Below are 15,693 nucleotides of genomic sequence, written 5' to 3'. Positions count from 1 at the left end.
CCCGTGCCCGTACGCAGTTGCTTCCCTGTACCCCCTCTGCGACGGAGGCTTCTCTTGCGATTGACCGACATCCAGCGCTGCGAGGTCCGGCCCGGACGACTCGTCGAGTGGACGCTCGCCCCGGCGTCCGTCGAGACCGCGACCGGCCTGCCCGACGACTCCCGGCCGCCCGCCTACATCCAGGAGTCGCACATCAGGACGGCCCGGACCGTACGGGAGAGCGGCCTGTTCGTGCCGACCTGGCTGGGCACGGCGTTCGACATCCCGGGCAGAGTCGATCTGGACGTGCTCGGCGAGGCCCTGCGCGGCTGGATGCTGCGGCACGAGACGCTGCGCAGCGGCTTCCGGTGGACCGGCGACGACATGCGCCGGTTCACGCTCGGCGCCGAGGACGTGTCGCTGCGGCGCGAGACCGTCGGCGACTTCCGCGACGCGGACAGCCTGACGCGATACCTCCAGAACCGGTTCGACGTGACGGCGGACGCCCTGCGCTGGCCGAACTTCCTCTTCTCGGCGGTCGTCCGGGACGACGGGACCAGCGTGTACATGGCGTTCGACCACAGCAATGTCGACTCGTACTCGGTGCAGCGCATCCCGGCCGAGATCCACGAGCTGTACACGGCGGCCCTGTCGGGCATCCCGCCGCAGCGCGGACCGGTCAGCAGCTATGTCGACTTCTGCCGGACCGAGCGGGCCGTCGCGGACGGGATCGACGGCACGGACGCGATCGTCGGGCGCTGGCGGGAGTTCATCGGCCGGTGCGACGGCCGGCTGCCCAACTTCCCGCTCGACCTCGGCCTGGACCCGGCGGGTGAGCTGCCCCGGCAGAGGTTTCTGCAGGAGATGCTGGTGGACGCCGAGGACGCGGCCGGGTTCGAGGCGTACTGCCGCCCCTACGGCGGCAGCCTGGTCGGCATCCTCGCGGCCACCAGCCGCATCGTCCACGAGATCGGCGGCCACCCGGTCTACCGCACCGTCGTCCCCTTCCACACCAGGAGGAAGTCGCAGTGGATGGACTCCGTGGGCTGGTACGTCGGCGGGGCGCCCATCGAGGTCCGCACCGCCGAGGCGCCCGACTTCCCGGCCCTGCTGCGCATGGTGAACGCGCAGCTGCGCGCCAACCGGCCGCTGGCCCGGATGCCGCTCGCCCGGGTGCTGCGCCTGCTCGGCGCGGACTTCCGCCCCACCTCGCCCGACCTGTACTCGATCGTCTCCTTCGTCGACGCCCGCGGCATCCCGGGCTCCGAGCGCTGGTCCGAGCTGCGGGCCTACGGCCTGATCCGGGTGTCCTACGGCGATCAGGTGTGCGCGTGGATCAACCGGCTGCACGAGGGACTGCAGTTCGCGAGCCGCATCCCGGACACCGAGATCGCCTGCAAGAACATGCGGCTGTACGTGGAGCAGCTGCGGGAGGTGATCGTCTCGGTGGCCCGGTCTCACCGCGTCTGAGACTGCCCCGGCAGGGCCAGTTCGGCCCAGATGACCTTGCCCTCGGGGGTGTACCGGGTGCCCCAGCGGTCGGTGGTCTGCGCCACCAGGAACAGGCCCCGGCCGCCCTCCTCGGTGGTCGCGGCGTAGCGCAGGTGCGGGGAGGCGCTGGTGCCGTCGGAGACCTCGCAGATGAGCGCGCGGTCCAGGATCAGCCGTACGTGGACGGGCTGGGAGCCGTAGCGGATGGCGTTGGTGACCAGCTCGCTCAGGACGAGTTCCATCTGGAAGGAGAGGTCGGAAAGTCCCCACCGGTCGAGCTGGGCGCAGGCCGCGGCGCGGGTCGTGGCGACGGCGGCCGGGTCGGGCGGCACGTCCCAGCCGGCGATCCGGTCGGGCGGCAGGGCGCGGGTGCGGGCGATGAGCAGGGCGACGTCGTCCTTGGGGCGCGGGGGCAGCAGCGCGTCCAGCGCCGCCTGGCAGCTGTCCTCCGGCGACCGGTCGGGGTGGTCTGCCAGCGCCTCGCGCAGCAGTTCCATGCCCTCGTCCAGGTCGCGGTGGCGGTCCTCGATGAGGCCATCGGTGTACAGCACGATCTGGGTGCCTTCCTCAAGGACCGTCTCGGCCGTGCGGAAGGGCAGGCCGCCCAGTCCGAGCGGGGGGCCGAAGGGCAGGTCGGGGAAGGTGACGCCGCCGTCCGGACGGACCAGGGCGGGGGCGAGGTGTCCGGCGCGGGCCATGGCGCAGCGGCGGGTGACCGGGTCGTAGACGGCGTACAGGCAGGTGGCGCCGACGACGTTCGCGTCGGTCTCCGGGCAGGTCTCGTCCTGGTCGATGCGGCCGACGAGGTCGTCCAGGTGGCTGAGGAGTTCGTCGGGGGGCAGGTCGAGGGTGGAGAAGTTGTGCACCGCGGTGCGCAGCCGGCCCATGGTGGCGGCGGCGTGCAGGCCGTGGCCGACCACGTCCCCGACGACCAGGGCCACCCGGCCGCCGGGCAGCGGGATCACGTCGAACCAGTCTCCGCTCACCCCGGACTGGGCGGGCAGGTAGCGGTAGCCGGCCTCGATGGCGCTCTGTTCGGGCAGGGCCCGGGGCAGCAGGCTGCGCTGGAGGGTGACGGCGAGGGCGTGTTCGCGGGTGTAGTGGCGGGCGTTGTCGATGCTGACCGCGGCGCGGGCCACCAGTTCCTCGGCCAGGGAGAGTTCCTCCTCGTCGAAGGGGCCGCGTTCCTTGGCGCGCCAGAAGTTCGCCACGCCGAGGACGGCGCCGCGGGCCCGGACCGGGGCCGAGACGAGCGAGTGGAGGCCGTAGTCGATGATCTTCCCGGCGCGTTCCGGGTCCTGGGCCCGCCAGCCGGCCGCCGACGGCAGGTCGGGCACCAGTTCCAGGCAGCCGCTGCCGTAGCCGCGGGCCTGCGGTGTGGAGGGCAGGAAGTCGATCAGCCGGCCCTTCTCGTAGAGCGGGTGGTCGTCGCGCACCCCGCGGACGGCGACGCGGCGCATGTGGGTGGCCGTGGCGGCCGGGTCGGCGCCGTGCAGGACGTCGTCGGCGAGGTCCACGGTGACGAAGTCGGCGAAGCGGGGGACGGTGACCTCGGCGAGTTCCTCTGCGGTGCGGACCATGTCCAGGGTGGTGCCGATGCCCAGTCCGGCGTCGTAGAGGAGCTTGAGCCGTTCCCGGGCGGTCTCGGCCCTGCCGGACAGGGCCTGGAGTTCGGTGGAGTCGCGCAGGGTGACGACCGTGCCCTCGGGGCCGCCGTCGCGGTCGGTGGGCCGCTGGTTAACGGCGAGCAGCCGGGCTCCGGCCAGGTGGACCTCGTCGGTGGCCTCACGGCCGGAGGTGAGCAGTTCGACCGTCTCCGGTTCCAGGGCGGGCAGGCCGTCGACGGGCCGTCCCTCGGCGTCCGGGGGCAGGTCCAGGAGGCGTCGGGCCTCGTCGTTCGCCAGCACCAGCCGGCCGTCGCCGCCGACGATGAGCACTCCCTCGCGCACGGAGTGCAGCACCGCGTCGTGGTGCTCGTACATGCGGGTCATCTCGTCCGGGGCGAGGCTGTGGGTCTGGCGGCGCAGGCGCCTGCCGACCAGGGCCGTCCCGGCGGTGGCCAGGCCGAGGGCGGCCGCTCCGGCGGTCAGGATGATGGGGATCTGCCGGTCCACCCGGCTGGTGATGTTCTTGACCTTCAGCCCGGCGGAGACGAGACCGACCACATGGCCGGCGTCGTTCTCGACGGGGACGGTCGCCTGCTCCTCGTGGCCGAGCGGCCCGTTCACGCTCTCGGTGTGGACCTTTCCGGCCAGGGACGGTGCGATGGTGCCCACGAAGCGTTTTCCGATGCGGTCGGGCATCGGGTGGGTGTAGCGGATGCCGTGGGTGTCCATGACGACGATGAAGTCCACGCCCGCCGCCTTGCGCCCGGCCTCGGTCATCGGCTGGAGCACGGCCGTCGGGGAGGGGGCGCGCAGGGCGGCCAGGACACCCGGGGAGTGCGCGAAGGTCTCGGCGACGGCGATGGAGCGGCGTCGGGCCTCGGCGCCGGTGTCGCGCTGCGACTGCAGGACGAGGGCGAGGACGGCGCAGGCCACCAGCAGTACCACGAGGGCCACCTGCAGGATGAAGACCTGTCCGGCGACGCTTCGTGGGCTCTTTCCCACCAGCGACCGTCCGGGTATGCGTCGAAGACGGGCAAAACGGTCTTCCATTCGGCCTTTGTAGCATCGCTATGCCCGAGTCGTCACGGCTTGGCCGGATGTTCCTTGGCGGGGACGGTGGTCATTTCCGGCCCTGCCAAGATCGTTCAGGGGTGTTCAGGACCCCGAGGGCGTGCGCAGCAGGGCGTCCAGGCGGTCCAGGACCCAGGCCCAGGTGTCCTGCGAGTCGGGGGCGCTGTGGCTGAAGCCGCCGGCCAGCTCCAGGCTGACGTAGCCGTGGAAGACGCTGCCCAGCAGGCGGACGGCGTGCGTCTGGTCGGGTTCCGGGAGGTCGTAGCCGCGCAGGATCGCCCGGGTCATCTGCGCGTGCCGTACGCCGGCGCTCGCGGCCGCCGTCTCGGGGTCCAGGCGGAGCCGGGCGGCGGCGTAGCGGCCCGGGTGCTCGCGGGCGTAGTCGCGGTAGACGTCGGCGTAGGCGGCCAGCGCCTCCCGGCCGGCCCGCCCGGCGAGGGCGTCGGCGGCCCGGTCGGCCAGCTCCTCCAGGGCGAGCAGGGCGATCCTGGTCTTCAGGTCCTGCGAGTTCTTCAGGTGCGAGTACAGGCTCGCGACCTTGACGTCGAACCGCCTGGCGAGCGCGGAGACGGTCACCTGGTCGAAGCCGACCTCGTCGGCGAGTTCCGCACCGGCCCGGACCAGGCGTTCGGTGGTGAGTCCAGCGCGTGGCACAGCCGCCCCTTCCTTTGCCTGAAGGGATTATGCCGGTGCCTAAAGAGGCTAGGCAAACGTCCCGGGGGCGGCCGCGCGGCGGGTGAGGTCGCGGGCGACGCGGGTGGCGGCGTACTGCGTGCCGGCCACGAAGCGCATCATCGGGCCCAGCATCGGGGCGGCGAGCGACCCGGTGAAGTACAGGCCGGGCACGGACGACTCGAACGCCGCGCTCAGGTGGGGCGCCTTCGAGCCGGGGACGAGCCGCAGCGCACCGCGCACCGCCGGGGTCAGGAACGGGACGGAGTCGAGGTCGAGGCGGTAGCCGGTGGCGGCCAGCACATGGTCGACGGTGAGGTTCTCCGGCGTGCCGCCCGGTCCGCTGATCTCCAGCCGCACGGCGGCGCCCGCCGTCTCGGCCCCGGTGACCCGCCGCGCGGTGCGCACCGGTACGACGCCCTCGACCCGGTCCCGCAGCCACCAGCCGCCCGAGGGCCGCAGCGCGCGCCGGAACAGCAGCAGCCGGGCGGTGGGGGGCAGCCGCCGGATGGCGCCCGGCGCCCGGCAGACGGCGGCCAGGACCCAGCCGGTGCCCAGCGGCGAGTACGGCCGCAGGACGCGCAGCGGCCACGGCCGGACCGGGTCCGGGACGCTGCCCCACAGCAGGTCCCGTTCCCGTACGAGTACGTGGGTCTCGGCGCCCGCCTCGTGGAGCAGGGCCGCGCTCTCCAGCGCCGACTGGCCGCCGCCGACGACGGCGACGCGCCTGCCCGCGTACCGGGACAGGTCGGTGTGGTGGCTGGTGTGCGAGACCGGGGCGTGCACGCCCGGCCCGCCGGGTGCCAGCGCCCGCAGCACCCCCGGGATGTGGGCGAGGCCGCCGAGGCCGGTGGCCACGACGACGGACCGGGCCGCCAAGTGCTGCCCGTCGTCCAGCCGCACGGTGAACCCGGGTCCGGTGGCCGCCCGGTCGACGGCCGCCACCCGGGCCGGCTCCACCTCGCCGACGTACCGCTTCTGGAACCACTGGCCGTAGCGGACGAACATGTCGCACGGGATCGGTGTCCGCTCGGTCAACTCCGGCTCGCCGTGCGCCCGCAGGAAGTCCGCGAGCCGCCCGCCGGGCTCCGGTACGGACAGGTCCACCGCGTCGGGCGTCGACTTCAGGAACATGCCGGTCGCCATGGCGTGCCGCCAACTGCCCATGACCTCACCGAAGACGCGTACCGCGAGTCCCGCGGCCCGCAGGTGCGCGGCGACGGACAGCCCGTAGGGGCCGGCGCCGACCACGACGACCGGAAGCTCCGGGCGCCCGGTGAACTCCTCGTCACGGACAGGGCGCTGCCCCGGAACCGATCGCGTCATGCATCCCCCCGGCTGTCCCCGCGCCGCCTTCCCCAAGGCCGGCGTGACCCTTCCTGCGGGACGGGCACGACGGAACAGCGCCGCCGCACGCCTCCCCCCTCCGCCGCTCAGTGTTACCCATCGGCCCCCGAAAGGATGCGAAACGGGGCCACGTTGCCAAAAGATGGTCAAAGTGCTGACCGCCGCGCCTCCCGCGGGGCCGGAAACAGGTCTGCCCGCCGGGGATTTCTCCCCGGCGGGCAGACCCTTCGCGCACGGGCCGCCTCAGCGGTCCGTGCCGGCCGGAGAGCTGACGGCCGGCGGTGCCGTCATCAGCTTCCCGAACAAGGCCATGCACGTGGAACAGTGACCGGCCCGCTGTGCGCTCGCCTCGTCGACTTGCCGGCCGAGCCGCTGGCCGCACAGCGTGGTCGCCGCGCTCTTGGCCATGACATGCCACACCAGTGCGTCGCCCGGTTTCTCGACTCCTGCACACATTTCATACATGATCGGCTCCCTTGATGGACGCCTCTCTCACTCCAGGAGACACCGGGTCGGACCGGGCCACGTGCCACGGGCGGCCGTTCGGGTGACACGCCGCGCCGGGGGGTGGGCGCACAACGCCAGGAACGCGATGGAATCATGCCCGCATGCGGAAAAGCGGTGCGATACGGACGGCGGCCGCGGTGACGGCCGGTGGAGCGTTGGCCATGTGCCTGAGCGGCTGCGGCGGTTCAGGCACTCAGGGCACGGGCGGCGGCGACCAGAAGGGGAAGGGCGCGGCGTCTCCCGCCACCGCCGCGCGCCGTGTGCCGGGCGTCGGCGACCGGCTGTGGCGGCGTGTCCCGGCCGATACCGGTCAGGTCGTCGCCGTCTACGGCGCCGGTCCCGACTCGCCGTACTCCACGGTGCGGCTCTTCGACAAGGACGGCTCGACCTGGCGGCAGGCCGGCTCCTGGGCGGCGCACAACGGCAGGAAGGGCTGGACGACCGACCACCACGAGGACGATCTGCGCAGCCCGGTGGGCGTGTTCACGCTGAGCGACGCGGGCGGGGTGCTGCCCGACCCGGGGGCCAAGCTGCCGTACACCCGGTCGGCGTCCTTCCAGGCCCCGCACACCTGGGGCAAGAACGCCTGGCACGACTTCGACTACGTGATCGCGATCGACTACAACCGGGTGCGGGGCACCCCGCCCGATGACCCCACCCGGCCGCAGGGGCAGCGCAAGGGCGGCGGCATCTGGCTGCACATGGACCACGGCAGCGGCACCTCGGCGTGCGTGTCCGTGTCCGAGGCGGCGATGCGCTTCCTGCTGCGCACGCTGGACCCGCGGCAGCACCCGGTCGTGGTGATGGGCGACAGCCGGGACCTCGCGGCCGGCTGATGCCGCGCGGGGTGGCCCGGGTGCGCGCCGGGCCGCCCGCGGTCAGCCGGTGCGCCGCCGCCGGGTGCCCTCGTCGGGGATGTCGCGCAGGGCGACGCGGGCGATGACGCGCTTGCCCACCGGTTCGCGCCGCACCTCGAATGCCTGCACCACGGCCATCACGATCTCCAGGCCGTGCTGGCCCACCCGGCCCGGATCGGCGGCCCGGGCCACCGGCAGCACCGGTTCGCTGTCCCAGATCGCGACCTCCACCGCCTCACCGACGACGCACAGGTCCATCAGGATGGGCCCGGAGGCGTACTTGCGGGCGTTGGTGACCAGTTCGCTGACCACCAGCTGGGTCAGGTCCATGGCCCGGTCGGAGACCGGCAGCCCGTACTCGGCGCGCACCCGGGTCAGAAAACCGGCCGCGAGACGACGGGCTTCGGCGATGCACGTGCCGTCCCCGTCGAGGGCCGCTTCCGTACGTATCACGTCGGCATCCGAGGCCCTTCGCTCACCTCCGAGGAGGACGGAATCCATGTCCACCGCCTTCACCACCCTGTTCACGGGGCTGCGCCTACCCCCCTTCCAGTCGGCCACGCCTCCTTCTTTGCTGTCATCCGCGTCACATCCGCACCCGGTGCCCCGAACGAGGGACGGGCTGCGTCGCGCGCGGTCCCCGGGGTACACGCCTCCCGTCGGACCGGACCGGGAGGGGCACACAGTGGACGAGACATCGCTTCGGGCGGTGGGCTGGGCACGCTCGCTGCCGTTGGACAGCGAGGTGAAGGCGGCCCGGGACTGGGCCCGCGCGCATCTGGAACGGCTGGGCTGGACGAAGGAGGCCCCGGAGACGGTGGACGCCGTCCTGCTGACCGTCTCCGAGCTGGTCACCAACGCTCACGTGCACGCCCACAGCTCCGCCCAGCTGGTGCTGACCTGGGACAAACGCTGTCTGCACATCGCCGTCCACGACTCCTCCAGCCAGGTGCCGGCGCCGCGCGAGCCGAGCGCCGAGCGGCTGGGCGGGCGGGGCATGCTCCTCGTCGACGCCCTGGCCGACGACTGGGAGACGCGCCCCTGCCCGCACGGCAAGACCGTCATCGCCTGTTTCCGCCCCGGCATCTGACCCGGCCGTCCACGCACCGGACGCACCGGCGGACAGCTGCCGGATGCATCTAACGTCAGGGGTGCCGTTGCGGCGAGGGACGAACGCGTCGAGGGGAGCCCTGGGATGGCCGAGGAGACGACGACGGAGCGGGAACCGGCGGGCCCGGCGGCCGTGGTGGCGCTGAGCGGGGTGAGCGTGCGCCGGTTCACCACCGACCAGGTGATCCTCGACGGCGTCGACTGGACCGTCCGGCCCGGCGAGCACTGGGCGCTGCTCGGTGCCAACGGGGCCGGCAAGACGACACTGCTGCGGCTGCTCGGCGCCCTGATGCACCCCACGACCGGCACCGTGGAGGTGCTGGGCGCCCGGCTCGGCCGGGTCGACGTACGGGAGCTGCGGGCCCGGATCGGGCATGTCACCTCCGCCCAGCGGGTGCCGCAGGACCTGGACGCGCGCGCCGTGGTGCTGACCGGGCACACCGGCACCGTGCAGCCGTTGTGGCGGATGTACGACGAGCGGGTGCGCCGGCGTGCGGACGAACTCCTCGCGGAGCTGGACATCAAGGAGCTGGCCGAGCGGCCGTACGGGGTGTGCTCGGGCGGGCAGCGGGCGCGGGTCCTCATCGCCCGGGCGCTGATGGCCGATCCGGCGCTGCTGCTGCTCGACGAACCGTTCAACGCGCTGGACCTGCCCTCGCGCGAGGATCTCGTCGAGGCGATGCACCGGCTGGCCCAGGGCCGGCCGCGGCTGTCCACGGTGACGGTCACCCATCACCTGGAGGAGCTGTCCCCCGCCGTCAGTCACGCCCTGCTGCTGCGCGAGGGGCGGGTCCTGGCCGGCGGGGCGGTGCGGGAGGTGCTGACCGGCCCGTGGCTGACGGCCTGCTTCGGCCGGCCGATCGCGGTGAACCGGCATGAGGGCCGCTGGTGGGCGTACTCCGCGCGACCGGGTGCGTGACCCCCAGGACGGTGGCGCAGCGTGGCCGGAAGCCGCTTTCCTCTACCGGGAGTAACTGTGATCAACTGCGGTTTCGGGTGCTCCCTACATTCAAGTTGAGCGCCTTCTGCCGTCCACACCCCCCGTGCGAGGATCCTCATGCCGTCCCAGGGCGCTGCTCTGCAGCAAGCGCATTCTGACTACCAGCACCACCTGCAGACCTGCCGCCAGTGCCATGCCGACGCCACACCGTGCGCCGTGGCCAAACATCTGCTGCGCCTGTACAACAACGCCCGAAGAAGCGGCGCGCGCACCAGCTGATCCGGCGTCAGCGGCGGCGGGACCGGCCGGGCCGGTGCCGCCGCCGTCGGCGTTCCCCGGCATCGGGAGTCCTCGACCGCGCTCGTTCCCCGTGCCGGGCGATTGGTTTCGGCCACCCGGGTGATCACACCCCGGCAGCGGAGCGTCACGGCCCGCACATTGGTTGCCCGCATCGGCGGACGCGCCGTCCTAGTTCTCCCACATATCGCCCCAAAACGTGTGTTATTCATTCATGCACACACATACGCGGCGCACCGTGCTCAGTGCCTCGATCATGGCTGCCGGTTCGGGTCTCCTGGGTGCCTGTTCCGGGGCCGACTCGCCCTCCGGCCCGGGGTCCTCGCGAGGTCCGGGCGAGGGGGCGACGCCCGGCTCGGCCGACGGGCCACGCCGCTTCGTCCCCAAGGGGCCCAAGGGCTATGTGAACCCGTCCGACCCCGAGGTCCTGGCCGCGGAGAAGAAGCGCGGGACCGGGCCGGTGCGCAAGTTCCGCTTCACCGCCCAGGAGACCTCGATCGACCTGGGCGGGCACACGGTGCGCACCTGGGCGTACGGGGACGGGGCGCCGGGCCGGGAGGTCCGGGTGACCGCGGGCGACATCCTCGACCTCACGCTCGCCAACCGCCTGCCCGTGTCGACGACCCTGCACTCGCACGGTGTGCGCCTGCGCTGCGACATGGACGGCGTGCCGGACCTCACCCAGGAGGCCATCGAGCCGGGCACGGATTTCGGCTACCGGTTCGCCGTGGCCTACCCGGGCACGTACCTGCTCCACTCCCACCAGGGCATGCAGCTCGACCGGGGCCTGTACGCGCCGCTGGTCGTGGACGACCCCAAGGAGCCCCTGTCGTACGACAAGGAGTGGGTCGTCGTGCTGGACGACTGGGTGGACGGCGTGGACGGCTCCACCCCGGACGGGGTGCTGAGCCAGTTGCACGGGGGCAAGGCGCCGATGGGCATGGACATGGGCGGCGGCGCCCACGGTGGTTCCGCCGGGCACCACGCCCCCACCGGCCGGCACTCCGGCGCGGCCCACTCCCCCGCGCCGGGCGCGGCCAAGGGCGGCGGCCCCTCCCGGGTCCTGCGGGACTCCCACAGCCGGCTCCTGGACGGCATGGGCGGCAATGTCGACTACCCCTACTACCTCATCAACGGCCGCGTCCCGACCGCGCCTTCGGTGTTCCGGGCCCGGCCCGGCGACCGGATCCGGCTGCGGTTCATCAACGCCGGCGGCGACACCGCGTTCCGGGTGGCCCTGGGCGGCCACACCATGACGGTGACGCACACCGACGGCTACCCGGTCGAGCACTGCACGACGGACGCCCTGCTCATCGGTATGGCCGAACGCTACGACGTGGTCGTCACGGCCAAGGACGGAACGTTCCCTCTGGTGGCGCTCGCCGAGGGCAAGGGGAAGAAGGCGAACGCGCTGGCCGTGCTGCGCACCGACAGCGCCAAGGGCGTGCCCGCGCCCTCGGTGCGCCCCGGCGAACTGGACGGGCGGCTGGTCCCGGCGCGGCGGATGGTGCCCCACGAGTCGGTGGCGCTGCGCGACGACCGCAAGCCCGACCGGGAGATCCGCATCCGGGCCACCGGCAACATGAAGCAGTACAACTGGATGTTCGACCACAAGCCCTACTCCGTCGCGCAGCGCCACGCGGTCCACCAGGACGAACGGGTCCGGCTCACCCTCATCAACTCCACCGACATGTGGCACCCGCTGCACCTGCACGGCCACACGTTCGCGCTGACCGGCCTCGACGACGTGGGCACGCGCAAGGACACCGCGATCGTGCTGCCGCACCGCAAGCTGGTGGTCGACTTCTACGCCGACAACCCGGGCCTGTGGATGCTGCACTGCCACAACCAGTACCACTCCGAGTCCGGCATGATGACCGTCCTCGGCTACCGCAGGTGACCGACACCGGACCGGTGGACGGACCCGTGGACGAGCCGGTGGACGGGCCGGCGCGGCGGGCGCTGCGGGCCCCGCGGGCGGCCGGTCTCGCGGGCGTCCTGTTCGCGCTGCTGCTCGCGGCGGCCGTCGTCCTGATGCGGCTGGGACTCCCGCAGGGCGCCGGCGCCGCCACCCCGGCGGGGTTCACCGACCCCGCGCGGCGGGACGCGGTCCGGGCGGCGCTCGGCCTGGTGCCGCTGGCCGGGATCTGCTTCCTGTGGTTCGTCGGAGTGGTGCGCGCCCATGTGGGGGCGGCCGAGGACAAGTTCCTGGCGACCGTCTTCCTGGGCAGCGGGCTGGTCTTCGTCGCCACGATGTTCGGTGCGGCCGCGGCGGCCGACGCCGTCCTCGCGACCGCGCACCCGCCGGGCGCGGCCCCGCCGGACCCGGCCGCGTGGGACTTCGGCCGCCGCTTCGCGTACACGCTGATGACCGGGTACGCGATGCGCATGGCGGCGGTCTTCACCTGCTCGCTATCGGTGATGGGGCACCGGTTCGGCGTCCTGCCGCGGTGGCTGACCGTGCTGGGCGTGCTGGCGGCGCTGACGCTGCTGTTCGCCTCCTCCAACGTGCCCTGGGCGGAGCTGGTCTTCCCGGCCTGGGCCCTGGTCGTCAGCGCGCACATCCTGGTGGTGGGCGGCCGTCGCGCCCGGCAGGGCACGGCGGTGGCCTGAGCGGCCGGCGGGCGGGCGGCGGGCGTCACTCCTTCGGCGGGCTCCGCCGCGCGGGCGGCCCGCCCCGCCTCCGATCCTGGCGTGGGGGAGATGACCGCCGTCCGAGGGTGCCCGCCGAGCGGGCGGGCCCCGCGGACCTGGCCGCCGGAAGGGCGGGTCGCCAATGAGGCTTGTCGTCGATCTCAACAGGTGCCAGGGCTACGCGCAGTGCGCGTTCCTCGCCCCGGACGTGTTCACGATGCACGGCGAGGAGGCGCTCGTCTACAACCCCGGGCCCGACGGCGAGCAGCACGAGCAGGTGGCACGCGCCGTCGCCGCCTGTCCGGTGCAGGCGATCACCGCGGACGGCCTGCACCCGGGGGACGAGCCGTCCGCCGGGGCCGGTCAGGAGGCGTCCGATGCCCGCTGAGCAGTTCCACGAGTGGCTCCGGCGCGAGGGCCGCATCGTCGTCGTGGGGGCCTCGCTGGCCGGACTGCGGGCCGCGGAGACACTGCGCGCCGAGGGTTTCACCGGTTCGCTGACCATGATCGGCGACGAGCCGCATCCGCCGTACGACCGTCCGCCGCTGTCCAAGGCGGTGCTGCTCGGCAAGGCCTCGCCGGAGCGTACGGACCTGCCCCGGCGCCGCGAGACCGACGCCACCTGGCGGCTGGGCGTGGCGGCCTCGGGACTGAACCTGGCCGACAAGCGGGTACGGCTCGCGGACGGCGACGAGGTCCCCTACGACCGGCTGCTGATCGCGACCGGAGTGCGGGCCCGGCCCTGGCCGAAGGAGGAGGAGGCCCAGCTCGACGGGGTCTTCGTGCTGCGCACCCGGGACGACGCCGTGCGGCTGGAGCGCCGGATGAAGGCCGGGCCGCGCCGGGTGTTCGTGATCGGCGCCGGGTTCACCGGGTCGGAGATCGCCTCGGCCTGCCGGGCCCAGTCCATCGCGGTCACGGTGGCCGAGCGCGCGGGCGCCCCGCTGGTGGGCGCCCTGGGCGGGGTGGTCGGCGCGGTGGCCGCGGAGATGCACCACGACAACGGGGTGGACCTGCGCACGGGTGTCATGGTCACCGGCCTGGAGGGCGATTCGGTCGGCCGGGTGCGCGCCGCCCATCTGTCCGACGGCAGTGTCGTCGAGACGGACGTGGTGGTGGTGTGCCTGGGCGCGAGCCGCAACACCGACTGGCTGACCGGCTCCGGGCTGGGCGCCGGGCCGCGCGGCATCGCCTGCGACGCGGGCTGCCGGGCCTTCGACTTCCGGGGCATCGTCACCGACGACGTGTTCGTCGCCGGTGACGTGGCCCGTTCCCCGCATCCGCTGTTCGGCTACCAGTTCCTGTCCCTGGAGCACTGGGGCAACGCCGTCGCGCAGGCCGAGGTGGCCGCGCACAACATGATCAGCGCCAGTTCCGACCGGCGCCCGCACATGTGGGTGCCCGCCTTCTGGTCCTCGCAGTTCGGTGTGAACATCAAGTCGGTCGGTGTGCCGTCGATGGGCGACGAGATCATGATCACCCAGGGTTCGCTCGCCGAGCGCCGGTTCGTCGGGGTGTACGGCTACCAGGGCCGGGTGATCGCGGCGGTGAGCTTCGACGACACGCGGTGGCTGGAGTTCTACGAGCGGCAGATCGAGACGGGCGCGCCGTTCCCGGTGGAGTACCCGACCGTGGACCGCCGGCCCGAGGGACGCAAGCCGGTCCCGGCCGACTTCCCCGACCCGTCGCTGCCGACGCACGGCCCGACCGTGACGCTCAGCGGCTACTCCCCCACCGACCGGCGGATGGTCTTCACCCCGGCCCGCCACTGACCGCCGCCGCCCCCGCCACCACCGTCCCGCCGCCCCGCCGGCCCCGCGCCCCCTTCACGCCCCGAGGACCCCCATGTCGCACCCCTCCCTCCTGCGCCGGATCACCGACTTCTCCCACCGCGCCGACCCCTACCCGCTGTACGAGGAACTCCGCAGGACACCGGTGCTGCACGAGGAGGGCGGCCCGTACGTCATCAGCTCGTACTACGACATCCTCGGGCTGCTGCACGACCCGCGGATCAGCTCCGACGCCACCAACCTCACGGCCCCCGACGAGGACGAGCTGCCGGACTCGGAGGGCACGGGCCTGCCGCCGAGCTTCATCCGGCTCGACCCGCCCGAGCACGACCGGCTGCGGAAGATCGCCAACGGCTCCTTCGGGCCGCCGCACCGGCCGCACCGGATCGACTCCATGCGCGGCGAACTCGGCCGGATCGTCGGCGAGTTGCTGGACGGTCTCACCGACGCCCGGCAGATCGACCTCGTCGACCAGTTCGCGTACCCCTTCCCGGTGACCGTGATCTGCCGGCTGCTCGGGGTGCCGCGCGAGGACGAGCCGCGCTTCCGCGCCTGGGTGGACCCGATCGTCACCGGCCTGGACCCGGACTCGCGCAACGACCCGGAGGCCCCGGTGCAGCGCGCCGCGCAGGAGGCACGGATGCAGCTGGGCATGTATCTGGCCGGGCTGGTCGAGCAGCGCAAGAAGGAGCCCCGTGACGACATGCTGTCCGACCTGACGACCGGTCACGGCCCGGGCGGCGCCATGTCGGTGATGGAGGTGCTCAGCACGGCGGTACTGCTGCTGATCGCGGGGCACGAGACCACCGTCAACCTCATCACCAACGGCATGCTCACGCTGCTGCGGCACCCGCAGTACCTGGAGCGGCTGCGCGAGGAACCCGGCCTCGCCGTCGACATCGTGGAGGAACTCCTGCGCTACGAACCGCCGGTGCAGCTGGTGCCCTCGCGCACCTGTGTCGCGGACATCGAGCTGCGCGGGGTGACCATCCCCAAGGGCTCGCGGATCTGGCTCGCGCTGGCCGCGGGCAACCGGGACCCGGAGCGCTTCGAGGACCCCGACCGCTTCGACCCGGACCGCGGGGACATCCAGCACCTCGGGTTCGGCAGCGGCATCCACGTCTGCTTCGGCGCGCCGCTGGCCCGGCTGGAGACGCAGATCGCGCTCGTCGAGCTGGCCCGCCGGCTGGACAACCCGCGGCTGGTCGAGGACCCGCCGCCGTACCGGGAGAACGCGGTGCTGCGCGGACCGCGCCACCTGGACATCGCGATCGACGGCGTACGCCCCTAGGCGGGCCGTCCCGGCGCTTCAGGCCGCCCCGGCGATACCCCGTCGTCCCGGCGCTTCAGGCCGCCCCGGCCGCGCCCGCCGGGGCGGTCGCGGTCCGTGC

At 73.2% G+C, this 15,693-nt stretch carries 14 protein-coding genes; 9 read left to right on the top strand and 5 right to left on the bottom strand.

Annotated features, from left to right (window positions below):
• Positions 1–54: 54 nt before the first annotated feature.
• A complete protein-coding gene (locus ABZ858_RS06060; RefSeq protein WP_361373155.1) occupies positions 55–1,449 on the top strand; it encodes a condensation domain-containing protein in 1,395 nt (464 codons plus the stop codon).
• On the opposite strand, the gene ABZ858_RS06055 is transcribed toward ABZ858_RS06060, so the two are convergent.
• From ABZ858_RS06055 to ABZ858_RS06040, 4 genes are all read right to left on the bottom strand, one after another.
• Positions 1,437–4,127 (bottom strand): SpoIIE family protein phosphatase, encoded by a 2,691-nt coding sequence (locus ABZ858_RS06055; RefSeq protein WP_361373153.1) that lies wholly within the window; start codon positions 4,125–4,127, stop codon positions 1,437–1,439. The two genes, ABZ858_RS06060 and ABZ858_RS06055, sit on opposite strands and share 13 nt — an antisense overlap.
• A gap of 105 nt (positions 4,128–4,232) precedes the next feature.
• Positions 4,233–4,802 (bottom strand): TetR/AcrR family transcriptional regulator, encoded by a 570-nt coding sequence (locus tag ABZ858_RS06050; protein ID WP_361373151.1) that lies wholly within the window; start codon positions 4,800–4,802, stop codon positions 4,233–4,235.
• Between the two features lie 48 nt (positions 4,803–4,850).
• The gene (locus tag ABZ858_RS06045) at positions 4,851–6,146 is read right to left on the bottom strand and encodes an FAD-dependent oxidoreductase (protein ID WP_361373149.1); all 1,296 of its coding nucleotides are present in this window, start codon (positions 6,144–6,146) and stop codon (positions 4,851–4,853) included.
• A gap of 264 nt (positions 6,147–6,410) precedes the next feature.
• Positions 6,411–6,632 (bottom strand): hypothetical protein, encoded by a 222-nt coding sequence (locus tag ABZ858_RS06040; RefSeq protein WP_361373147.1) that lies wholly within the window; start codon positions 6,630–6,632, stop codon positions 6,411–6,413.
• A gap of 143 nt (positions 6,633–6,775) precedes the next feature.
• Between ABZ858_RS06040 and ABZ858_RS06035 the strand changes: the two genes are divergently transcribed.
• Positions 6,776–7,510, top strand: a complete 735-nt coding sequence (locus tag ABZ858_RS06035) for a L,D-transpeptidase family protein (RefSeq protein WP_361373145.1) — start codon at positions 6,776–6,778, stop codon at positions 7,508–7,510.
• Positions 7,511–7,552: 42 nt separating this feature from the next.
• Here ABZ858_RS06035 and ABZ858_RS06030 read toward each other — a convergent pair whose 3' ends face one another.
• On the bottom strand, positions 7,553–8,032 hold the full coding sequence (locus ABZ858_RS06030; protein WP_361373143.1) for an ATP-binding protein: 480 nt from the start codon (positions 8,030–8,032) through the stop codon (positions 7,553–7,555).
• A gap of 184 nt (positions 8,033–8,216) precedes the next feature.
• On the opposite strand from ABZ858_RS06030, the gene ABZ858_RS06025 reads away from it, so the two are divergent.
• The 7 genes from ABZ858_RS06025 to ABZ858_RS05995 all read left to right on the top strand — a co-directional run bounded on the left by ABZ858_RS06025 (position 8,217) and on the right by ABZ858_RS05995 (position 15,593).
• Positions 8,217–8,621, top strand: a complete 405-nt coding sequence (locus ABZ858_RS06025) for an ATP-binding protein (protein ID WP_361373141.1) — start codon at positions 8,217–8,219, stop codon at positions 8,619–8,621.
• Positions 8,622–8,726: 105 nt separating this feature from the next.
• On the top strand, positions 8,727–9,560 hold the full coding sequence (locus ABZ858_RS06020; protein WP_361373139.1) for an ATP-binding cassette domain-containing protein: 834 nt from the start codon (positions 8,727–8,729) through the stop codon (positions 9,558–9,560).
• 532 nt (positions 9,561–10,092) lie between these two features.
• Positions 10,093–11,778, top strand: coding sequence for a multicopper oxidase family protein (locus ABZ858_RS06015; protein WP_361373137.1), 1,686 nt, complete (start codon positions 10,093–10,095; stop codon positions 11,776–11,778).
• Entirely contained in the window at positions 11,775–12,491 is a 717-nt protein-coding gene (locus tag ABZ858_RS06010) for a hypothetical protein (RefSeq protein WP_361373135.1), read from the top strand. The genes ABZ858_RS06015 and ABZ858_RS06010 overlap by 4 nt, the downstream gene beginning before the upstream one ends.
• 163 nt (positions 12,492–12,654) lie before the next feature.
• Positions 12,655–12,900: a ferredoxin gene (locus ABZ858_RS06005; RefSeq protein ID WP_361373133.1), complete on the top strand. Its 246-nt coding sequence runs from the start codon at positions 12,655–12,657 to the stop codon at positions 12,898–12,900.
• The gene (locus tag ABZ858_RS06000; protein WP_361373131.1) at positions 12,890–14,284 is read left to right on the top strand and encodes an FAD-dependent oxidoreductase; all 1,395 of its coding nucleotides are present in this window, start codon (positions 12,890–12,892) and stop codon (positions 14,282–14,284) included. The genes ABZ858_RS06005 and ABZ858_RS06000 overlap by 11 nt, the downstream gene beginning before the upstream one ends.
• Before the next feature lie 73 nt (positions 14,285–14,357).
• The gene (locus ABZ858_RS05995) at positions 14,358–15,593 is read left to right on the top strand and encodes a cytochrome P450 (protein WP_361373129.1); all 1,236 of its coding nucleotides are present in this window, start codon (positions 14,358–14,360) and stop codon (positions 15,591–15,593) included.
• Positions 15,594–15,693 lie beyond the last annotated feature (100 nt).

Origin of the sequence: Streptomyces sp. NPDC047017, assembly GCF_040644175.1 — a bacterium.
Lineage (GTDB): Bacteria > Actinomycetota > Actinomycetes > Streptomycetales > Streptomycetaceae > Streptomyces.
Note: the sequence above shows the minus strand (reverse complement) of the source record. Positions and strands in the feature narration are given on the sequence as shown.